Here is a 19,857-nt window from a genome sequence, read left to right as displayed (position 1 = left end):
AATCCGGGGGTGGACAAACAGCAAAACGCCCTCACGCGGAGGGCGTTTTTCGCATATGGCCGCACGCTTACGCCGACGTCCTGCCCAAAAAGGCGCGCAGCCGGTCGTTTCGCGGACTGGAAAAAATCTGTTCGGGCGCTCCTTCTTCGACGATGACGCCCTGGTCCATGAAAATCACCCGGTCGCTCACCTCGCGAGCAAAGCCCATCTCGTGCGTGACGACGATCATGGTCATGCCTTCCCTGGCCAGGTTTTTCATCACGCCCAGCACTTCGCCGACCAGTTCCGGGTCGAGTGCGGAGGTCGGCTCGTCAAACAGCATCACTTTGGGGTTCATGGCCAGCGCGCGGGCAATCGCCACCCGCTGCATCTGTCCGCCCGAGAGGCGGTCCGGGTAGACGTCCGCCTTGTCTTCCAGCCCCACCTTTTTCAGCAGGGCCAGGCCGTGCTTTCGCGCTTCCTCCGGCGGCATCTTCTTCACCTTGATCGGGGCGAGGGTGACGTTTTCCAGCACGGTCTTGTGCGGGAACAGGTTGAACCGCTGGAACACCATGCCCACTTCCTCCCGCACCTTGTTGATGTCCACCTTGGGATCGCTCAGGTCGCGGCCGGCGATGACGATCCGTCCGCCCGACATCTCCTCCAACTGGTTGAGACAGCGCAAAAAGGTGCTTTTCCCCGAGCCGGACGGCCCGATCACGCACACCACTTCCCGTTCCGCCACCTGGGTGGTGATGCCTTTCAGCACCTCCAGCTTTCCGTAACTCTTTCGCAGGTCCGTCACTTGGATGATCACGCAAAGTACCCCCTGGTTCCGTATGTCTGTATCCCTGTCTCCCTATTGTAGCGCAATGTTTCGAAAATTACAGCAGTTTGTGCAAGCTTAGCCGTACGGACCCGGCCGATTCTTCGCGCCGACTCCCGGAATACCGGTCTGCGCGTCGCCGGGAGCGCCCGTCCCATTTTTTCCAGCGACGCGCCGATGCGTAGCCGTCAGCGGTGCGGCACATGCTATGTCGTGAGGTGGTTTGTCATGAATCGCAGAAAATGGACGGCGCTGGTCATCGTGCTGGCCGTGTTCGCCCTCGGCCTGACAGTGGAAAGCCTGTTCGGCGGCTATGCGCAGATGGCGAACCATCCGGCGTACGCCATCGACGAAACGGTCGTCTCCGGTGCGGGGACGAGCAAAATCGTGCAGTTGTTTGTCAGCGGGGTCATCTCCAGCGAGCGGACCAACGTCTCCCTCGCCCCGATGACCGAACGGCTCGCCGAACAATTGCGCCGCGTGGAGGAAGACGAGCTGGTGAAAGCGGTCGTCTTGCGGATCGACAGCCCCGGCGGCGAGGTCGTCGCCACCGACGAAATTCACCGGCGGCTGCTGCGCCTCAAACAGACGCGCCGCATTCCGATTGTCGTCAGCATGGGCTCCACCGCGGCGTCGGGAGGGTATTACCTGGCCACGGCCGGCGACACGATCTTCGCCAACCCCAACACGCTGACAGGCAGCCTGGGGGTGATTTTTTCGCTGACCAACTACAGCGAAGCCATCGACAAACTGGGCATTCGGACGTACGCCATCAAAAGCGGTCGCTTCAAGGACATCGGCAGTCCCGCCCGCCCGCTGACCGAACCGGAACGGCACATCTTTCAAACACTGGTGAACGAGAGCTATCAGCGCTTTGTCAACGTGATCGTCCAGGGGCGCAAACTGCCCCGCACACGCGTTTTGCAGATCGCGGACGGACGGATTTACTCGGGCGAACAGGCGAAGCGGTTGGGGCTGGTCGACCGGTTTGGCGACCTGGACGACGCCACCGGATACGCCCTCTCCCTGTCCGGGGAACGGGAGGCGCTGGTCGTGCGCTACACGGACAGCCTCTCCCTGGGCAGCCTGCTGTTCAGCCTGCAGAGCCGCTGGGCCAATCCCGATCCGCTCGGACTGGATCGGATCGTCACCCGCCACGGCTCCCCCCGTCTGCTGTATCAATACATGCCGTAACGGCAAGGAGGTTTTGATCCATGGACGACAAGATCACCCGCCCGTCTGCAGCCGATGACGGGCCGGACAGGCCCCTCCGGCGCACCGGCGACGAGCCCCCCGAATCGCTGCTTGACGCCGATGCAGCGGCGGCAACCGGCACAGTCTCGGGCTTTGCCGGCCCCGACCAGCACGTCGGCAGTCCCTCTTACGCCTTCGCCGGTTTCTGGATTCGCGCGCTGGCCACGCTGCTCGACGGCCTGCTTCTCACCGGCCTCACCCTGCTCGTGTTCAATCCGCTCCGCAGGGCGCTGGGCGTGGAAGCTGCGCTCTTTTCCCTCGTCGACGGGCTGGAAATGCTGGTTGACTTCTTGTACATGATCCTCTTGACCTGGTGGAGCGGCCAAACGCTGGGGAAGGTGATCACCGGCATCCGCGTGATCAGCGCCCGGCAGCCCCGGGGCAACCTGACGATCGGCCAGGTGCTCCTGCGGGAGGTCGTCGGCAAGCTGCTGTCCGGCCTGCCGCTCGGGCTGGGCTACATGTGGGCCGGCTGGCATCCCAAGAAACAGGCCTGGCACGATCTGATCGCCAAGACCTACGTGGTGCGCGAGCGCAGATAGCGCCGGATGCGCCGCGGCAGCGGTTTTGCCGCGCTTCGCGTCTCGCCGTGCCGTGTTTTCGGTTCGGACGGGCTGCCGGTCTGCACGGGAAACGCGCGTGTGTCCGCGGGTTCGCGGGGACATCCGCCCGGACACCGGCGCTGTACGGCAGCCGGCGCGCGGCAGACAGCCCCTCCAGGACAGCCCCCCAAACGTAAACATCCCGTACCACGTGGATCGTGATACGGGATGCCGGGTGCAAGCCATGCAATCTCATCGGCCGGACCGGCCGCGAGCGCGGGTATGTGTGCCGTCGCCCTATCGGACGGTCGCCTGAGGAGCGGCGGGAGCGGGCGCCGGTTTGCTGTCATCCGTAAAGAACGGAACGACGACCAGGCTCAGCAGAAAAAACAGAATCCAGATAATCCCCCGTTTGAACACGGATGGCGTAAGCATCGGGTCGACCCCTTTCGGCAAAAAGTGGGACTATCCTTACGTTTCCCCTGCTGTTCTCTTTTTATGCCGGGAGCTCCGCTCATTCTCTGGGTCCACGCCCAATTTGGGGGACTTTCAGCAAAAACGGCCCTTGAGTCCAGCCGCATGACAGCCGCCCCTCCGGCCGCAGAAGGGCGCTGTACCTAGCCTTTTTGCGTATGAAGGCGCATTTTTTCCGGCTGGGGCCGCTGCAGCAGGCAGGCGGCGGCAAAGGCGAGAAGCTGCCCTCCCATCAGCCAGAAGATGGTCCACGGCTCCCACAACTGCATCATGAGACCGTTCACGTTGGGTGCGAGAATGCTGGCCACGCCGAAGTTCACGCCGGCGATGATGCCCGCCGTCGGCACCATGGAAGCCGGCAGGATGTCGGCCGCAAAGGCGAGGCCCAGCGAGTAAAACGACCCGACCACCGCTCCCGCCAGGGCCAACAGCAGCATCATCCCCCAGACGCTGCTGCCGCTCAACGGGAACAGCAGAAAGGCAGCCGCCCCCACCAATGCGCAGGCACCCATCACCTGCCTGCGGCCGATCCGGTCGCTCAGCGCTCCCAGCGGCATTTGCAGAATGATGCTGCCTACGACAAACGACGGCAGGATCAGCGACACCCACTCCACCGAGATGCCCGTCCGCAGCGCGTAGACGGGGAAACTGCCGTTGAGCGACGTCTCCATGTATCCGTACAAAAACGACGGAATAAGCGCCAGCCACCCCAGCCGGAAGACGGCAGCGTAGCGGTTTTCCCGCCCTCCATCCGCAGCCGGCGGAACCGGATCCGGAAACGCGTTGCGGATGCGGGCCAGCAGGCAAAACGCCAGCACGTACAGGACAGTGACCGCCGCAAACGGCGCCCAGATCCCGAACGGCAGCAGATTGATCCCCAGCGGTCCGATGCTGAAGCCGATCCCGTACGCCAGCCCGTACAGCGACAAATCCCGTCCCCGCCGCTCTGGCGGCGCGATTTTCGTCACCCACATCTGGCTGGCGTAGTGCAGCGAAGAATCGCCCACGCCCATCAGCAGCCGCAGGACAAACCAGACGGCCAGATGGGAAAAGAACGGGAGCAGCACAGTGGCGGCGGTAACCAGCAGCAGTCCCCACAAAATGGTGGAACGGTAGCCGATCCGTCTGAGCGGGATCTCCAGCCACGGGGAAACCAGTACCATCCCGATGTACAGGGCGGCCGCGTTCAGCCCGTTGGCCAGGGACGACACCCCCTGCTTTTCCAACAGCACGGCCAGAAGCGGGATGGTCAGGCCCTGGCTGACGCCGGCGATCACCACCACCAGGATCAGTACCCAAAAGGTATAACGCGATGACGACATGATGTCTGGTAACTCCTCTCGAACTCTCTTCCTTTTCGCATACGCGCATACGCAGCCTTCCCGCCGCGTCAGGGTCACCCCCCTACTGCTCCATCGTCGCAGAGAGACGCCCCTGCTGCAACTGGTACATTTTTTGATACAGCCCGTTTTGGGCCATCAGTTCGTCGTGCGTTCCGCGCTCCACCACTTCGCCGCGCGACAGGACCAGAATCAGATCGGCATGCTGGATGGTGGACAGCCGATGCGCGATGACAAAGGTCGTCCGGCCGCGCGACAGCACATGCAGCGCTTCCTGGATGGCCGACTCCGTTTCGCTGTCGATGCTGGCGGTCGCTTCGTCCAGAATCAGAATGGCCGGATCGGCGGCCAGCGCCCGGGCAAACGAAATCAACTGGCGCTGCCCCGCGGACAGCGTCATGCCCCGCTCCACGACCGGCTCGTCGTACCCCTCCGGCAGGCGGCGGATAAATTCGTCCGCCCTCACCGCTTCGGCCGCCCGCTTCACGTCCTCGTCGGAAATGGCCTCGTTGTACAGCCGGACATTGAAGGCGACGCTGCCCGCAAACAGGAACGGGTCCTGCAGCACCAGACCCACATGGCGGCGCAGCGCCCGGGTGTCCAGTTCGTTCATGTGGATCCCGTCGATGGTGATCCGTCCCCGCGTGACCGGATAAAAGCCGAGCAGCAGGTTCATCAGCGAGCTTTTCCCCGAACCGGTGTGGCCGACCAGGGCCACGGTCTGCCCGGGGCGGGCGGTGAACGAGACGTTTTTCAGCACGTACTCGTCTCCCTGATAGGCAAACGAGACGTTTTCAAACACCACTTCGCCGCGCGGCCGGCCGATCTGGCGGCCGCCCCGCTCCGCCTCGGACGGCGTATCCAGCACGTCAAACACCCGCTGCGCCGATATGGCCGCCTGCTGAAGCTGCGACAGGCGGTTCATGATCATGTTGATCGGTTCGAAAAACCGTCCCATGTAATCGACGAACGCAAACAGCGCACCAAACGAGATGGCGCCGTGAAACGAACGCGACCCGAAGTACCAGACGATGACCGTCAGCGCAATTTTCCAGATCAGGTCAACGGCCGGCCTAAGCAGCAGCGCCTCCAGGTTGTTCTCTTTCAGGCGGACGCGGAAATACTCGTCGTTTACCCGGGCGAACTCCTGCTGCACGCCCGTCTCCCGGCGAAACGCCTGCACCACCGGCATGTTGTGGATCATCTCGTTGATCGTCGTGTTCATGTCGCTCAACCGGCTGCGGATCGCCGCGTAGTAACGGGAACTGTAGCGCTGGTAGACGACGATCAGAACGACCAGGAGCGGCACCGTCAGACAGCAGAACAGGGCCAGCTCTGGCTGCAGCAGAAACAGCGCGATCAGGATGCCGAGGAGGTAGATTCCGTTTTGCACAAACGTGGCCAGCACGCTGACGTACAGTTCGCGAATCGCCTCCGTGTCGTTCGTCACCCGGGAGACGAGCTGCCCCACCGGCGTCCGGTCAAAAAAGGAGACCGGCAGCTTTTGCAGATGGGCGAAGAGCTGCATCCGCATCCGCTGGATGATGCGCTGCGCCGTCGTCTGCAGCGACAAAATCTGAATGTAATTGAACAGGGCGCTGACCAGGATCAGCACCGCATACCCGCCGGCCAGGAGCAGAATGGGGAAGATGTCCCGGCTGTACAGGTCCCGGACCTCCGCCGCGAGCAGGCGGACGCCTTCCGTCCGGTCCAGCGTGCGCCCCGCCTGCCGAAGCGTCGCTTCCACCCGTTCCCGTCCGTCTGCGCCGGCGATCGGCCGAATCTGCGTGTCGCCTTCTCCCCTGAGCGGACGGTCCAACAAGTAGTAGGTCGTCCCCTCGGTGACCACCTGCGCCAACGTCCCTTGGGCGGCCGCATCCGGCGACAGGTCGTCCAGCCAGTCTTCCCGGACGTAATAGCGTCCCGCGATGGGAATGCCGACGCGGTTGCCCTCCCGATCGACCGGCTCGCGTTCGAACCGGTACCAGTTTTTCTGAATGGCCAGGATGTGGTTGTCGATCATCACTTTGGCCACAAAGGGACCGGCCAGCTCCGCGCCGGTGCCGAGCAACAGCAGCAGCAGGGCTCCCGCAATCTGTTTGCGAAACGGCATGGCGAATTCCGCCAGCCGCCGCCATACGCTTGTCTCGTTCATCGAAAGCCCCCCTCCCTATCCCTGTCCGGCGACGTACCGTTCCATCTGCTGCCGGCGGTACTGCTCCGCGTACCAGCCGTCCAGCGCCATCAGTTCGTCGTGCGTTCCCCGCTCCACGACCCTTCCTTCGTCCAGCACCAGAATCAGGTGGGCGTGCTGCACGGCGGAGAGGCGGTGGGCGGCGATAATCGTCGTCTTGCCGGCCCGCTCCTCCCGCAAATGGCGCAGGATGCTCTCCTCCGTCCGCGCGTCGACGGCCGACAGGCAATCGTCCAGCACCAGAATATCGGCATTCATCAACAGCGCGCGGGCGATGGAGATCCGCTGTTTCTGTCCGCCGGAAAGGGTGACGCCCTTTTCGCCCACCATCGTTTCCAGGCCTGCCGGGAACTGCGACAGATCGCGCCCCATTTCCGCCAGTTCCAGCGCGTGCGCCACCTCGTCCCGGGTCGCGTCCGGCCGGCCAAACGCCGCATTGGCCGCGATCGTGCGGGAGAAGAGCAGATGCTCCTGCGGCACGTAGGCGATTTTTTCCCGCAAGGCGGACAAGGAAATCCGTTCAACCGGCACGCCGCCGACAAACAGCGACTCCCTCTCCACCGGGTACTGGTGCAGCAGCGCGCGGCAGAGCGTCGACTTGCCGCTGCCGGTGCGGCCGACGATGCCAAGCGTCTCCCCTTCCTTCAAAACAAAGCTGACGTCGCGCAGCGCCGGCGTCTCCGCTCCGGGATAGCGGAAGGTAAACGAGCGGGCCTCCACCGTGCTGGACGTCAGGCGGGTGACGGGCTGCGGCGGATCGGCGACGTCCGGCTGTTCGTCAAACAGCTCCAGCAAACGCTTGTGGGAAGCGCTCCCCCGCTGCAGAATGTTCATCAGCCAGCCAAACGCAAACATCGGCCAGATCAGCAGGCCGAGGTACAAATTGAACGCGACCAGGTCCCCGAGCGAGATCGCGCTGGTAAAGACGAGATAGGTGCCGTAGCCGAGCCCGATCAAAAAGCTGAAGCCGATGATGACGGCAATCGTCGGTTCAAACAGTGCGTCGATGCGGGAGACGCTGACGTTTCGCTCCAGCGTCTTTTCGCTTACCCGGCGAAACGCCTCCACGTCCTCCTCTTCCTGGACAAAGGCGCGCAGCACCCGTACGCCGGAGACGGACTGCTGCACGTGGTCGTTCATCTCCCCGAACGCCTCCTGGGCGAGGTAAAACCGCTCGTGCAGCAATCGTCCGTAGTAGGCGGTCGCCCAGGCCAACAGCGGCATCGGCACCAGCGCCGCCAGCGTCAGCTTCCAGTCGATCGCCACGATCATCACGCTCAGCGTCAGCAGCGTGGCAAACAGCGAGTCGACCAGCGTGAGCACGCCATCGCCCGCCGTCATCTGAATGGCGGGAATGTCGTTGGTGGCCACCGCCATCAGGTCGCCGCTGCGGCGCCGCTGGTAAAACGACGGCGTCATCCGCGTCAGATGGGCAAACAGCCGGTCCCTGAGCGTCCGCTCCAGGATCAGCGCACCGCCATACAGCAGGTAGCGCCAGAGGAAGCGAATGGCGTACATCACCAGCCCGAGGCCGAGCAGGATCGCCACGGTCCGGGCCAGGCCGGACGGCGTCAGCGAGCCGTTGCGGATCAGATCCACCGTCTGCCCGATCAGGTGGGGCGGCCACAGCATCAGCAGATCGATGACAAACAGAAAGAAAATGCCAATCGCGTATCTTTTCCAATATTTCCGAAAAAACCAGGACAACTGAAGCAAGGTGCGCACGCTGCTCCCCCTTTCGCCGGCTCTCGTTTCAACAAAGAACTCGTTTCAACAAAGAAAGGGATGCGCGGCACGCAACCCTTTTTCGCTGTTATGATCGTATTTTACCCAAAATTTCTTGTCAATCCAACTTTTTCTTTCACGTCCCGCTCCCGCTCTCGTCCGCGGACGTCCGGCTTCGCCACTCCGCAGCGAGCATGCCGTAGACGGCGTGGTCGACGTAATGGTCGTACAAAAATTCGTTGCTGCGCAGCACGCCCTCCAGCCGGAAGCCGAGTCTCTCGGGAATGGCCCGGCTTTTGTGATTGCCCGTCGCCGCCTGGATGGCGACGCGCTCCAGGTCCCACTCGCCAAACACGAGATGGTCCAGGTAAGCGGCCACCGCCTGGGTCATCAGCCCTTTTCCCTGAAACTGCGCCCCCAGCCAATACCCGATGGACGTCTTCCGGTTGGCCCAGTCGATGCTGTGGACGCCCAGCGTCCCGGCCAGCCTGCCGTTGTACCAGATTCCGTAATGGGTGCCCTGGCGGCGGTGATGCTGGTCAATCGTCAAGGCGATGAACCGGGCCGTGTCTTTCACCTCGCGCACCATGTCGAGCCACGGCAGCCACTGACGCAAATAGGGCCGGTTGACATCCGTCAGCCAGAACATCTCCTCCGCGTCGGCCGGCTCCAGCCGCTTCAGGCAGGCCTCCGCCGTCATGGGAATGATTTTCATGCCGCTCCTCCTCCAGGAAACGCAAACAGCGCCCGGGGGCGCTTTACCAACGTGGAAAACGGGACCGCCGGGAAAGACGCACCTTCCCAGAGGCGGCCCGGGGGCTGTTTGCCGTTATCGTTTGCAATTGCGGATCTCGTCCGGTTTGTAGATGCCGTTTTCGGTGACGATGGCCGTGATGTAGCGGGCCGGAGTGACGTCAAACGCGGGATTGTACACCTTGATGCCGTCCGGGGCCACCTGTTTGCCCAATCCGTGCGTAATCTCCTCCGCCGGCCGCTCCTCGATCGGAATGTCCGCACCCGTCGGCGTGTCGAGATCGACCGAAGACAGCGGGGCCGCCACGTAAAACGGAATGCCGTGCGCGTGTGCCAGAACCGCCACGCCGTAGGTCCCGATCTTGTTGGCGACGTCGCCGTTGGCCGCCACGCGGTCCGTGCCGACGATGACCGCCTGCACCTTGCCCTGGGCCATCACCATCGCCGCCATGTTGTCGCAGATCAGCGTGACGTCGATGCCCGCCTGCTGCAGCTCGTAGGCGGTGAGGCGCGCCCCCTGCAGCACCGGCCGGGTCTCGTCGGCGTACACTTTCAGGTTCCAGCCGCGCTCCTTGGCGAGGTAGAGCGGGGCCGTCGCCGTACCGTAGGCCGCGGTCGCGAGCGCACCCGGATTGCAGTGCGTCAGGATGCCCATGCCGTCTTTCAACAGGGTGAGCAGGTGCTCTCCGATTCGGCGGCACACTTCCGCGTCTTCCCGCTGGATGGACAGGGCTTCGTCCAGAACCGCCGCCTTCAGCTCTGCCACCGGTTTGCCGGCTTCGCGCTGCACGCGGGCCTTGATCCTGTCCAGGGCCCAGAACAGGTTGACCGCCGTCGGGCGGGAGGTGCCGAGGTAGTCGGCCTGCTCGCTCAAATGATGCCAAAACGCCTCAAAATCGTTGGCGTCGCTGCTGCGGACGCCGAGATACAAGCCGTAGGCGGCCGCCATGCCGATGGCGGGCGCCCCGCGCACCTGCAGATGGCGGATGGCTGCCCACACTTCCTCCGAAGTGGTCAGCGTCAGGTAGATCGTTTCAACGGGCAGCCGGGTCTGGTCCAGCAGGACGAGCGCGTCATCCTGCCACTTGACCGGCGCAAATGGCGTGCTGGTCGTTGTCATACTGCAGCCTCCTGGTAGTATCGTGCGGTAACCGTCCGAACGATGTCTGTGATGTCTGTCGATACCTCCACGCCGTTCCGCTCCAGAATCAGCGCCTGGCCGATCGCCAGCGCCAGCCGCTCCGCTTCCGCTCGGGTCTGATCGTCGGCGATGCTGTTCAGGTCGGCGACGCCCGCCAGCCCGATGACGCGGCGCAGGATTTTGCAGCCGGCGAAGCCCGCCGCGTCCCGGATCAGCCGCTGCACGTAGCTCTGCCAGAAGCCTTCGGTGTGGGCGCTGCGCTCTTTCGCCTGTTTGTGCCAGAGCTGGACGAACTGGGAGACAAACTCGTTCCAGACGTCTTCCACCGTCGCCAACAGATATTCGCGATAGGCCTCCCGCTTTCCTGTATCCGGCTGCAGGCCGTGCTGGCCCGCGTAGTTCAGCAGCAGGTTGGCGATCACCGCGCCGATGTCGAAGCCGATCGGGCCGTAGTAGGCGAATTCGGGGTCGATCACCTTGATCGACGTCGGCGAAATGAAGATGCTGCCGGTGTGCAGGTCGCCGTGCACCAGCGCCTCCGCCCGGGTGAGGAACTCGTACTTGAGCTTGGCGATTTCCAGCTTCAGCGGCTTGTTGTTCCAGATCGCCTCCACCTCCCGCCGGATCAGCGGGTTGAAGCTGTTGGTCGGCGCGTCTTCGTAGGGATCGGTGAAGACGAGGTCTTCCGTAATTTTGCATAATTCCGGATTTATGAATCTTCCGACGAGCGCTTTTTTGTCGTAGGGATGCGCCCCCAAATCGGACGTGTAAAACAGCGTATGGGCGAGAAAGCGGCCGATCTGTTTGGCGAACAGCGGGTAGCGGTTGCCCGCGATCAAGCCTTTTCGCATGATCACGTGGTCGCTGACGTCTTCCATCACCGTCAGGGCCAGCTCCTCGTCAAAGTGATACACCTCCGGCACGAGATCCGGCACGTATTTGTGCTGGATGCGCAGCGCCTCGCTTTCGATCCGGGCGCGGTCCAGCGTGAGCGGCCAGGATTCGCCCACCACGCGGGCGTAGGGCAGCGCCTGCTTGACGACGACGCTTTTGCCCGTCGCTTCCTCCCGGATGTGGAAAACCAGGTTGAGATTGCCGTCGCCGATCTCCCGGCTGGTCAGCTCTGCTTCCGCCGCAAACAGGTCCGGCAGTTGTTTTACGTACTGCACTGCTTCTTGTTCGCTCAATGCGCGATACGCCATGGTTCAATTCCCCTCTCCTTCGGCAGATGCCGCTTGTCTTCACATTTCCGGTGTGTCTATTCGGTGGCCGCCGGGCGGCGCGTGAACCGCTGCCGCCTCCAGCCAGAGCATTCCGCACATGCAAAAAGACCTCTTTTCCCGAAGAAAAGAGGTCTGTCCGTACGCGTCTGCGTGTCGTCTCCCCCTTATCTTCCAGAATACTTTTGTTTCTGCAGGAATTAGCACCGTGCACGCGCTGCACGTCCGTCGCCGGAAGCGCTCGGACAGCGTCATGTCGGTTGCCGGGTTTCATCGGGCCAGTCCCTCCACCTTCTCTGGATAAGGTATCCAACGTATGCGGTTTTGACGTTTGTTTGAATCATACAACCCCGGTTTCGCGCTGTCAACACCCTTTTTTGGGTGAAATGTCCAGTCTTCACGGACTGGTCCGCTGGCCCGAGGCACTCGGCCGGTCCCAGTTCCACCAGTCGATCCGGCCCACGAAGGCAGCCGTGATCGACGGCTCCTGCCGAAGCTTGAGCAGTTCCTTGACAGGGCCCGTCACGACCGCCCCGTAGAGGCGCACACCGTTCTGCTGCAGGTAGCGGCAGCGTTCCTCGATGCGCAGCCGGTTTCCGGCGGTCACAAGCCGCTCGCCAATGGCGTTCGTCAGCCGTTCCTGTCCCGCGAGATACTCCATTTCCGCCAGGTACGCCCGGGCGCGCCGCTCACCTTCGCCATGTGCCTGAATCGGCGCTTCGCCGTAATCGAGTTCTCTTTCCGCGTATCCCCACACGTCACCGGCCGACAGCAGCAGACTGCCTTCCGCCGCGTCCGGATGGTTTCGCTCCTGTCCCGTGTCCACGGCGAACCAGGTGGTATCCAAGTCGTAGCCGGAAAGCAGGGCGTAGTACTCATCATGGGTCAGTAGCCGGTCAAACGAGACGGCGAGCTGCGCCACCGTTCCCTCTGGCAGCTTTTCCAGCGTGTTCCAGGCGGGATTTCTGCGGAAGGCGCTTTCTTCCCGATCGGCCGCTGACGACGGAAAGAGAAAAAAGAGCCGCTCTTTCCGCAAACCGTCGGTCCATGCCGGCTTCGCGGAAATGATCGAGAAGACGTTGCTGATCGAAAAGGTTCCGGCGTTCTGATCGTCTCCCCCCACCTGTTCACGCAGTTCCATGTTTATCTCCCCGTACAGAAATCCGATTTGCGAACCGCTGCTGCCCACCGTGAGCCCCGGCTGGGTAAAGTGCACCATGTCCCGGGCCACCCGGTAGGCGTCCTCGTGCAAATACCAGCCGATCCACCCGTTGGCGAACATCAGGACCGCCCCGACGAGAAGCGAGATGCCCACCGTGTAAGCCGCGTTGCCCAGCCTGTGGCGCCATTTGCTGCGGCGGAGGATGGCGCGCTGCGTCTCTTCGGACAGCACGTCCGCTTCTCTCTCCTCCTGTCCGCCGCTGCCCAGCAGCAGCTCCTCCAAGCGTTCCGCATACAGCTCGTCCGCTGCAATCCTCGCACGGAAAGAGGCGGCTTCTTCCTCCGTCATTTCACCGCGCAGATATGCCAGCAGTTCCCGTTCCCGCTCCTCATTTGCCTTGTCCGTCGTCATGTTCATCCCTCCACATTCTGCGTAGTTTTTGCCGCCCGCGAAACAATGAGCGCTTTACGTCCCCCGTGTCGATGCCCAGCACCTCGGCGATTTCCGCGTAGCTGAGCTGTCCGCAATGCAGCAGGATCACCTGTTTTTGCTTCTCCGGCAGCCGGTCCAGGCACGTCCGCAGCGATGACCACGCCTCTTGGCTCAGCAGCGCCCGCACCGGGTCCGCCGCCGCCCCGTCCGGCTGTTCCGGGATCGTCTCCACCAATCGCCACGGACGCTTCTTCCGCCTCCGATGCCAGTCCACAAACGTGTGGTAGGCCGCCTTGAACAGCCAGGGGCGCACCTTTTCCCCCCGGTAGGCATCCAGGTATTGATACGCCCGGAAAAAGGTCTCCTGCGTCAGGTCTTCCGCCTGCACCCGATCACCGGTCAATCGGCAGAGGTAGCGGTATATGTCGTTGACGTACAAGCGGTACACGTCTTCCAGTCCGACCTTTTCCACGGATTCACACCCTTTCACTCCTATCCACGCACATGGCGGGAAAAAGTTCCACCGCGCCGCAGCAATTTTTCAAAAGATTGAGGTTTATGGTAAAATAAGGGATATTATAACACGGTGTCTAAGGAGCGATTTGATGGGTTATGGCATTGACCTGCTGGAGAACGTGCGGGTATTGGAGCAGGAACTGACCCGGGAAGGATTGGACAGTCCGCTGGAGCATATCCATTTCCGTTTTGCGGACAATGACTTTCGCTACTGGATCACGCCGCCCGACCTGCACGTCTTTGCCGACACCGGCTGCGACGGCATTCATTACGGCTTTCTGACCGATTTCGGCCGCATCACAGACCTGACAGAGGCGCCCATTGTCTGCGTCAGCCCGACGGACGATCCGCCCCTGCGCATCATCGCGCGCAGCCTGGAAGACTTTTTCCGCCTGGTGGTGACGATCGGATCCGCCGGCGAGCTTGGCAATCTTGTTTCCGTCCGTACTCCCCGCCAATGGAAGCGGTATTGGGCCAACCTGGCACGAGACCGGCACGACGAGGAAACGGATCCGAAGCATCGAACCTTCTTTCAGCATCGCCGCACCGTTCTGCATCGGCTGCGGACCTCTCTGGGCCTCGAACCGATTCCGGATGTCATGCGGTATCTGAGCGACCTGGAGAGCGAGCGCCAGGCAGCCGGCTGCATCCCGACCATCGACGGGTTGGGGGTCGTGCCGATTGAGGGAAAAGACGAGAGGCCCGCGTTCGACTACGTGTTTCCCTTTGCCGGCAGCAGCAGGGATCACGCACCGCTGGACGACATTCGCGCCTATCTGGCCGCCGCTCCGCCTGCACACCGATGCGCGTTTGTACGCGATGCCATCTTCTGGTGGGTGGTGGACGAAACGTCCGAACTGTGGCTGCTTCTCCAAAACGTGCACGTACATCGCTGAACCGGCGCAAAGGCCGCGCTCAATACGGCCGGACGAACCCAGGCCGCGCACCCTGCCGCCTTTTCAACAGCGCCGCACATTTCCCCCAATCAAGGGTTGACTCCCTGAAAGGAACGTCATATCATGGGGGTATCTACCAAGCAAAACCGCATAGCGAACGATTCACACTCTTATCGCGAGCTGGCTGAGGGACTGGCCCTATGATGCCCGGCAACCGGCGCTTTCCCGGCAGGGAGGCGTAACGGTGCTAAATCCTGCGGAAATGTTTTTCCGAGAGATGAGAGGAGACGCTGACGTATGAACGACAACCGCCTCCCCTCCTCCATGGGGAGGTTTTTTGTTGGAACACAGCGGCCCCGTCCGGCTCGTCCGCGGCACCTCCCCGGCACAGCGCGGGCAATCGCCGGGACAGCGTGAAGGACCCGGCGGCCGGGAGGGCACAGCAAAGGAGGATCATCCCATCCATGAACGAACAACGCATCCTCGTCACCTATCTGACACAAGCGAAAGACCTGCGAAAAAAAGCGGAGGGGATCGCCGTCGGGATGACCGTCGGCACCTGGACCGACCTGCCTGCCGCCAAACAGGCGGAACTGAAACCGTACCTGGGCGAAGCGGTGGACACCCAACCGTTGGAGACGCTGAAAAACGGGGAAACGCGCGGCCTGATCACCGTAAGTTATCCGGTGCGCAACTTTACCGCCGACATCCCGTCGCTGTTGACCGGCATCTTCGGCAAGCTCTCCATGGACGGCAAGATCAAGCTGATCGACGTGCAGTTCCCGGAAGCGTTCCTCAACGGCTTTCCCGGCCCCCGCTTCGGCATCGACGGCCTGCGCGAACGGCTCGGCGTGCATGACCGTCCGCTCCTGATGAGCATTTTCAAGTCCTGCCTGGGAATGCCGTTTGACGATCTGAAAGCCCAGTTCCGCGCCCAGGCGCTGGGCGGCGTGGACCTGGTCAAGGACGACGAAATCTTCTTCGCCGATGACCGCGCTCCGTTCCTGGAGCGGATCAAGGCGTTCAAGCAGATTGCCGCGGAAACGGAAGTACAGACAGGCAAACCCGTCCTCTATGCGGCCAATCTGACCGGTCCGGTGCACGAACTGAACGAGCGGGCCAAGCGGGCGGTGGAGGCCGGTGCCGACTGCCTGCTGTTCAACGTGCTGGCGTTCGGCTTCGACGCTCTGCACCGCCTGGCAGCCGATCCGGACGTCAACGTGCCGATCATGGCCCATCCGGCGCTGGCGGGCGCGTTCTACCCGTCGCCCGACTACGGCATCGCCACGCCGCTGCTCTTGGGCAAGCTAATGCGGATCGCCGGCGCAGACCTGGTGCTCTTCCCGTCGCCGTACGGCAGCGTGGCCCTGGACAAAGCGGAAGCCCTGCGCCTGGCGGAGCATCTGACCGCTCCCCTGCACGGCATGCGCCGCTCGTTCCCGGTCCCGTCCGCGGGCATTCACCCCGGCCTGGTGCCGCAACTGTACGAAGATTTTGGACAGGATCAGGTGGTCAACGCCGGCGGCGGCATTCACGGCCATCCCGGCGGGGCGACGGCGGGCGGACGCGCGTTTGTCGCCGCCATCGAAGCGGTCGTCGCCGGACGCTCGCTCGCCGACGCGGCGGCTGAGTCGCCGGAACTGGCGGCAGCCCTGGAGAAATGGGGGGGCGGACGATGAGCAAACCGCTCGTGCTGTTCTGCGACTTTGACGGGACCATTACGGAAAAGGACAACATTGTCGCCATCATGCGCCGCTTTGCTCCCCCGGAGTGGGAGGCGCTGACGGAAAAGATCCTCTCCCAGCAGGTGAGCGTCCGCGAAGGCGTGGGCAGGCTGTTTCAGCTCCTCCCCTCCTCGCTCAAGCAGGAGATTGTCGACTTCATCGTGGGCGAAGCGGCGATCCGCCCCGGCTTTGCCGAATTCGTCCGCTTTTGCCGGGACGAAGGCATCGAGCTTTTGATCACCAGCGGCGGCATCGACTTTTTCGTGGAGCCGATCCTCGCCCCGTTTGAGCTGAACGTGCCAATCTACTGCAACGGCAGCGATTTCAGCGGCGAGCGCATCACCATCACCTGGCCGCACCGCTGCGACGAACACTGCGACAACGACTGCGGCATGTGCAAGACGACGATCATCCGGCGATACGATCCGGACCGCCACTTCCGCGTGGTCATCGGCGATTCCGTCACCGATCTGGCGGGCGCCAAGATTGCCGATTTCGTCATCGCCCGTTCGCTGCTCGCGCAAAAATGCGCCGAACTGGGCCTGCCGCATCGGACGTTTGCCACCTTCCACGACGTCATCGCCATTTTGCAGGATTTACGAACCCAACAGGAGGTCGGCTCACCATGACAGTCACTCTGGAACAACGCGCAGACGCGTTTCGCCGGCTGGACGAGGCGAAGCTGGCGTTTGCCCGCCGCGACTGGTTTCCCGGTACCAGCGGCAATCTCTCGATCAAGCTCTCCGACGATCCGCTGCAGTTTGCCGTGACGGCCAGCGGAAAAGACAAGACCAAGCTCTCCCCGGAAGACTACCTGGTGGTCGACGGGGAGTCCCGCCCGGTCGAACCGACAGCGCTCAAGCCCTCGGCGGAAACGCTGATCCACGCCGTGGTCTACAAGCGCATTCCGCAGGCGGGCGCCTGCTTCCACGTGCATACGGTGTGGAACAACCTCGTGTCCGAACTCTACTTCGGGCAGCGCGCCTTTTCCATTCAGGGGCAGGAACTGATCAAGGGACTGGGCATATGGGAGGAAAACGCCCGCATTACCATTCCGATTGTCGAGAATTTTGCCCACATTCCGACACTGGCGGCCGCGATCGACAAAGTGATCACGCCCGATGTCCCCGGCGTGCTGATCCGCAACCACGGCATCTACGCCTGGGGCGCCAACGACTTCGAGGCGAAGCGCCACCTGGAGTCGTTCGAATTCCTGTTTGAGTACCACGTGCGCTGGCTGCAGCTTCGCCAGAACGCCGTGTCCCTCACACATACCAGCTAAAATCATTGGAGGAGGTATTGTATCATGGCAAAAGTTCGTTTTCACGACAACAACGAGTACATTACGGCACCGGAGGAGGTTTCTGCTTTCCTGCAAACCCAAGAAATCATCTATGAACACTGGGGAGTGGACCGCCTGGATGCCAACCTGCGCGACAACTACAACCTGACCGACGAGGAAAAGCAGCAGATTCTCGACGCGTTCCGCCCGGAAATCGACGACATCAGCAAGCGGCGCGGCTATCTCACTGCCGACATCATCGTCCTGTCCGACCAGACGCCCAACCTGGATGAGCTGCTGGTCAAATTTAAAGCGGAGCACCACCACACCGACGACGAGTGCCGCTTCTGCGTGGACGGCCACGGCATCTTCGCGATCAAGGGCAAGGACGGCCGCTACTTTGACGTGGAAATGGAGCCGGGCGACCTGATCTCCGTTCCGTCCTACTACCGCCATTACTTCACGCTGATGGACGACCGCAAGATCAAGGCGATCCGCCTGTTCGTCACACCGGCCGGCTGGGAAGCGATCTACTAAACCGGAAACGATGAAACGATGAAGCCGAGGGGCGCACCCCTCGGCTTCTTTCCATTTCGCGAGTTACAGCACGTACCCGTCCGCTTCGATGACGCGGTCGGCGATGACCCGTTTCAGGTGGACGGTGTTGATCGGCGTCCGGCGGGTCAGCTTTTTCAGGATGGACAGGCGCATGCGGAGATCGTCGCCTTCCTCCATCGCCGCCAGCGCCTCTTTTGCCCAGGCCTCGACCCTGTCAAACGCTTCGTGCACGTACACGGTGGCGAGATCCAGCTTTTGCCGCTCTTTCTCCACGCCGTTTTTCGCGATCGCTTTTTCCGTCCGCTTCACGACGCTGTCCATCGCGTACAGCTCGATCAGCATGTCGGCGGCCAGCGCCAAGAGCTCCTGCTCCTTGGCAATCGCCTGCTGGTACTTCATCAGCGCGGAACCGGCCACCATCAGGATGATCTTGCGGGTCATCCCGATCAGGTGTTTTTCCACCGCCAGCGGCGCTTCCTCGATTTCTTCCGGATAGTAGCTCATCAGCTCTTCCTGCAGGCCGGCGGCCGCTTGCAGCAGGGGCAGTTCCCCTTTCATCGCCTTTTTCACCAGCATGTCGGGGATCAGCAGGCGGTTGATTTCGTTCGTTCCTTCGAAAATGCGGTTGATGCGGGAATCGCGGTACATGCCCTCGATCTCGTATTCCTGGATAAAGCCGTATCCGCCGTGGATCTGTACGCCCTCGTCCACGCAGTAGTCCAGCACTTCCGAAGCAAATACCTTGTTGATGGAGCATTCGATCGCATACTCGGCAATGGCCTTGGCCACTTCACGGCCGTCCTCCGCCTTCTCGCCAAGAGCGGAGAGGGCGGCATCAAACAGTCCGACCGTGCGGTACACCGAGGATTCCGCAGCGTAGATCTTTGCCGCCATGGTGCCCAATTTGTTCTTGATGATGGTGAAGTTGGCGATTGGCGTTTTGAACTGCCTGCGTTCCTTGGCGTAGGTGGTCGCGAGATGGAGGGCGTGTTTCGCGGAGCCAACCGTTCCGACGGCCAGTTTGTACCGCCCGACGTTCAGGATGTTGAACGCGATCACGTGCCCTTTCCCCGGCTCTCCCAGCAGGTTCTCCACCGGGACGCGAGCGTCTTCGAGAATGAGCGGACGGGTCGAGGAGCACTTGATGCCCATTTTCTTCTCTTCCGCGCCGACCGATACCCCCGGGAAGTCGCGCTCCACGATGAACGCGGAGAAATGTTCCCCGTCAATTTTCGCATAGACGATGAAGACATCGGCAAAACCGGCGTTTGTGATGAACTGCTTGGTCCCGTTCAAAATGTAATGCGTGCCGTCTTCGGACAATTTTGCCGTGGTTTTGGCGCCGAGCGCGTCGGAACCGGAGCCCGGCTCCGTCAGGCAGTACGCGGCGATCCGCTTTCCGGTGGCGAGATCGGGCAAATAGCGCTGCTTTTGATCTTCATTGCCGAAGTACACGATGGGCAGGGAACCAATGCCGACGTGCGCCCCAAACGTAATCGCAAACCCGCGCCCCAGCGCAAATTTTTCTCCCAGCAGAGCGGAACTGATCTTATCCAGGCTGAGACCTCCGTACTTCTCCGGCACATCCGCTGCCAGAAGGCCCAGTTCCCCCGCTTTCTTCAACAGCGATACGGACAGCTCGAAGTTTTGGTGCTCCAGCTCTTCCATGTGCGGGCGCACTTCGTTACGGATGAAGTCCTCCGTCGTCTGCGCGATCAGTTTCTGCTCGTCGGTGATTTCCTCCAGCGCGAACACGTCGTCCGGCGAACCGGCATTGATCAGGAAGCTGCCGCCGCGGATCAGATCTTTCGTTTCAGCCATCGTATCCCTCTCCCTTTT

General features: G+C 62.2%; 18 protein-coding genes and 2 riboswitches. Of the genes, 7 read left to right on the top strand and 11 right to left on the bottom strand.

Annotation, left to right across the window (positions count from 1 at the left end; translation table 11 throughout):
* Positions 1–67: 67 nt before the first annotated feature.
* Complete coding sequence (locus tag M516_RS0105995; RefSeq protein ID WP_029098315.1) at positions 68–796, bottom strand: amino acid ABC transporter ATP-binding protein; 729 nt, start codon at positions 794–796, stop codon at positions 68–70.
* A gap of 237 nt (positions 797–1,033) precedes the next feature.
* Here M516_RS0105995 and sppA point away from each other — a divergent pair, with 237 nt between their 5' ends.
* Both sppA and M516_RS0105985 read left to right on the top strand, forming a co-directional pair.
* A complete protein-coding gene (gene sppA / locus M516_RS0105990; protein WP_029098314.1) occupies positions 1,034–1,999 on the top strand; it encodes a signal peptide peptidase SppA in 966 nt (321 codons plus the stop codon).
* A 20-nt stretch (positions 2,000–2,019) separates the two neighbouring features.
* Positions 2,020–2,601, top strand: coding sequence for an RDD family protein (locus M516_RS0105985; RefSeq protein WP_081656458.1), 582 nt, complete (start codon positions 2,020–2,022; stop codon positions 2,599–2,601).
* 297 nt (positions 2,602–2,898) lie between these two features.
* Here the strand turns inward: M516_RS0105985 and M516_RS25460 are convergent, their stop codons facing one another.
* From M516_RS25460 to M516_RS0105940, 9 genes are all read right to left on the bottom strand, one after another.
* Positions 2,899–3,036 carry a hypothetical protein gene (locus tag M516_RS25460; RefSeq protein ID WP_162836707.1) on the bottom strand — a complete coding sequence of 46 codons (138 nt, stop codon included), beginning with the start codon at positions 3,034–3,036 and terminating at the stop codon, positions 2,899–2,901.
* A 182-nt stretch (positions 3,037–3,218) separates the two neighbouring features.
* Positions 3,219–4,397, bottom strand: a complete 1,179-nt coding sequence (locus M516_RS22830; protein WP_035289011.1) for an MFS transporter — start codon at positions 4,395–4,397, stop codon at positions 3,219–3,221.
* An 82-nt stretch (positions 4,398–4,479) separates the two neighbouring features.
* Positions 4,480–6,570, bottom strand: coding sequence for an ABC transporter ATP-binding protein (locus M516_RS0105970; RefSeq protein WP_029098312.1), 2,091 nt, complete (start codon positions 6,568–6,570; stop codon positions 4,480–4,482).
* Between the two features lie 15 nt (positions 6,571–6,585).
* Positions 6,586–8,334, bottom strand: a complete 1,749-nt coding sequence (locus M516_RS0105965; RefSeq protein WP_029098311.1) for an ABC transporter ATP-binding protein — start codon at positions 8,332–8,334, stop codon at positions 6,586–6,588.
* A gap of 136 nt (positions 8,335–8,470) precedes the next feature.
* Entirely contained in the window at positions 8,471–9,049 is a 579-nt protein-coding gene (locus M516_RS0105960; RefSeq protein WP_029098310.1) for a GNAT family N-acetyltransferase, read from the bottom strand.
* Positions 9,050–9,163: 114 nt separating this feature from the next.
* On the bottom strand, positions 9,164–10,207 hold the full coding sequence (gene mtnA, locus M516_RS0105955) for an S-methyl-5-thioribose-1-phosphate isomerase (RefSeq protein WP_029098309.1): 1,044 nt from the start codon (positions 10,205–10,207) through the stop codon (positions 9,164–9,166).
* Positions 10,204–11,430, bottom strand: coding sequence for an S-methyl-5-thioribose kinase (gene mtnK / locus M516_RS0105950; RefSeq protein ID WP_029098308.1), 1,227 nt, complete (start codon positions 11,428–11,430; stop codon positions 10,204–10,206). Before mtnK ends, mtnA begins: the two co-directional genes overlap by 4 nt.
* 182 nt (positions 11,431–11,612) lie before the next feature.
* Positions 11,613–11,755: riboswitch (SAM riboswitch) on the bottom strand.
* 90 nt (positions 11,756–11,845) lie between these two features.
* On the bottom strand, positions 11,846–13,021 hold the full coding sequence (locus M516_RS0105945; protein ID WP_029098307.1) for an anti-sigma factor: 1,176 nt from the start codon (positions 13,019–13,021) through the stop codon (positions 11,846–11,848).
* On the bottom strand, positions 12,999–13,514 hold the full coding sequence (locus M516_RS0105940; RefSeq protein ID WP_029098306.1) for an RNA polymerase sigma factor: 516 nt from the start codon (positions 13,512–13,514) through the stop codon (positions 12,999–13,001). Before M516_RS0105940 ends, M516_RS0105945 begins: the two co-directional genes overlap by 23 nt.
* A gap of 133 nt (positions 13,515–13,647) precedes the next feature.
* Here M516_RS0105940 and M516_RS24270 point away from each other — a divergent pair, with 133 nt between their 5' ends.
* The 5 genes from M516_RS24270 (at position 13,648) to M516_RS0105915 (ending at position 17,997) form a co-directional block, all read left to right on the top strand.
* Complete coding sequence (locus M516_RS24270; RefSeq protein ID WP_051188110.1) at positions 13,648–14,454, top strand: hypothetical protein; 807 nt, start codon at positions 13,648–13,650, stop codon at positions 14,452–14,454.
* 167 nt (positions 14,455–14,621) lie between these two features.
* Positions 14,622–14,738: riboswitch (SAM riboswitch) on the top strand.
* 180 nt (positions 14,739–14,918) lie between these two features.
* A complete protein-coding gene (locus M516_RS0105930; RefSeq protein WP_029098305.1) occupies positions 14,919–16,133 on the top strand; it encodes a 2,3-diketo-5-methylthiopentyl-1-phosphate enolase in 1,215 nt (404 codons plus the stop codon).
* Positions 16,130–16,807 (top strand): 2-hydroxy-3-keto-5-methylthiopentenyl-1-phosphate phosphatase, encoded by a 678-nt coding sequence (locus M516_RS0105925; protein WP_029098304.1) that lies wholly within the window; start codon positions 16,130–16,132, stop codon positions 16,805–16,807. Before M516_RS0105930 ends, M516_RS0105925 begins: the two co-directional genes overlap by 4 nt.
* A complete protein-coding gene (locus M516_RS0105920; RefSeq protein ID WP_029098303.1) occupies positions 16,804–17,460 on the top strand; it encodes a methylthioribulose 1-phosphate dehydratase in 657 nt (218 codons plus the stop codon). Before M516_RS0105925 ends, M516_RS0105920 begins: the two co-directional genes overlap by 4 nt.
* Positions 17,461–17,484: 24 nt before the next feature.
* Positions 17,485–17,997, top strand: a complete 513-nt coding sequence (locus M516_RS0105915; RefSeq protein ID WP_029098302.1) for a 1,2-dihydroxy-3-keto-5-methylthiopentene dioxygenase — start codon at positions 17,485–17,487, stop codon at positions 17,995–17,997.
* Positions 17,998–18,060: 63 nt separating this feature from the next.
* On the opposite strand, the gene M516_RS0105910 is transcribed toward M516_RS0105915, so the two are convergent.
* Entirely contained in the window at positions 18,061–19,839 is a 1,779-nt protein-coding gene (locus tag M516_RS0105910) for an acyl-CoA dehydrogenase family protein (RefSeq protein WP_029098301.1), read from the bottom strand.
* Positions 19,840–19,857: the final 18 nt, after the last annotated feature.

The sequence above is a fragment of the Brevibacillus thermoruber 423 genome (assembly GCF_000454065.1).
GTDB classification, from domain to species: Bacteria; Bacillota; Bacilli; order Brevibacillales; family Brevibacillaceae; genus Brevibacillus; species Brevibacillus thermoruber.
Note: the sequence above shows the minus strand (reverse complement) of the source record. Positions and strands in the feature narration are given on the sequence as shown.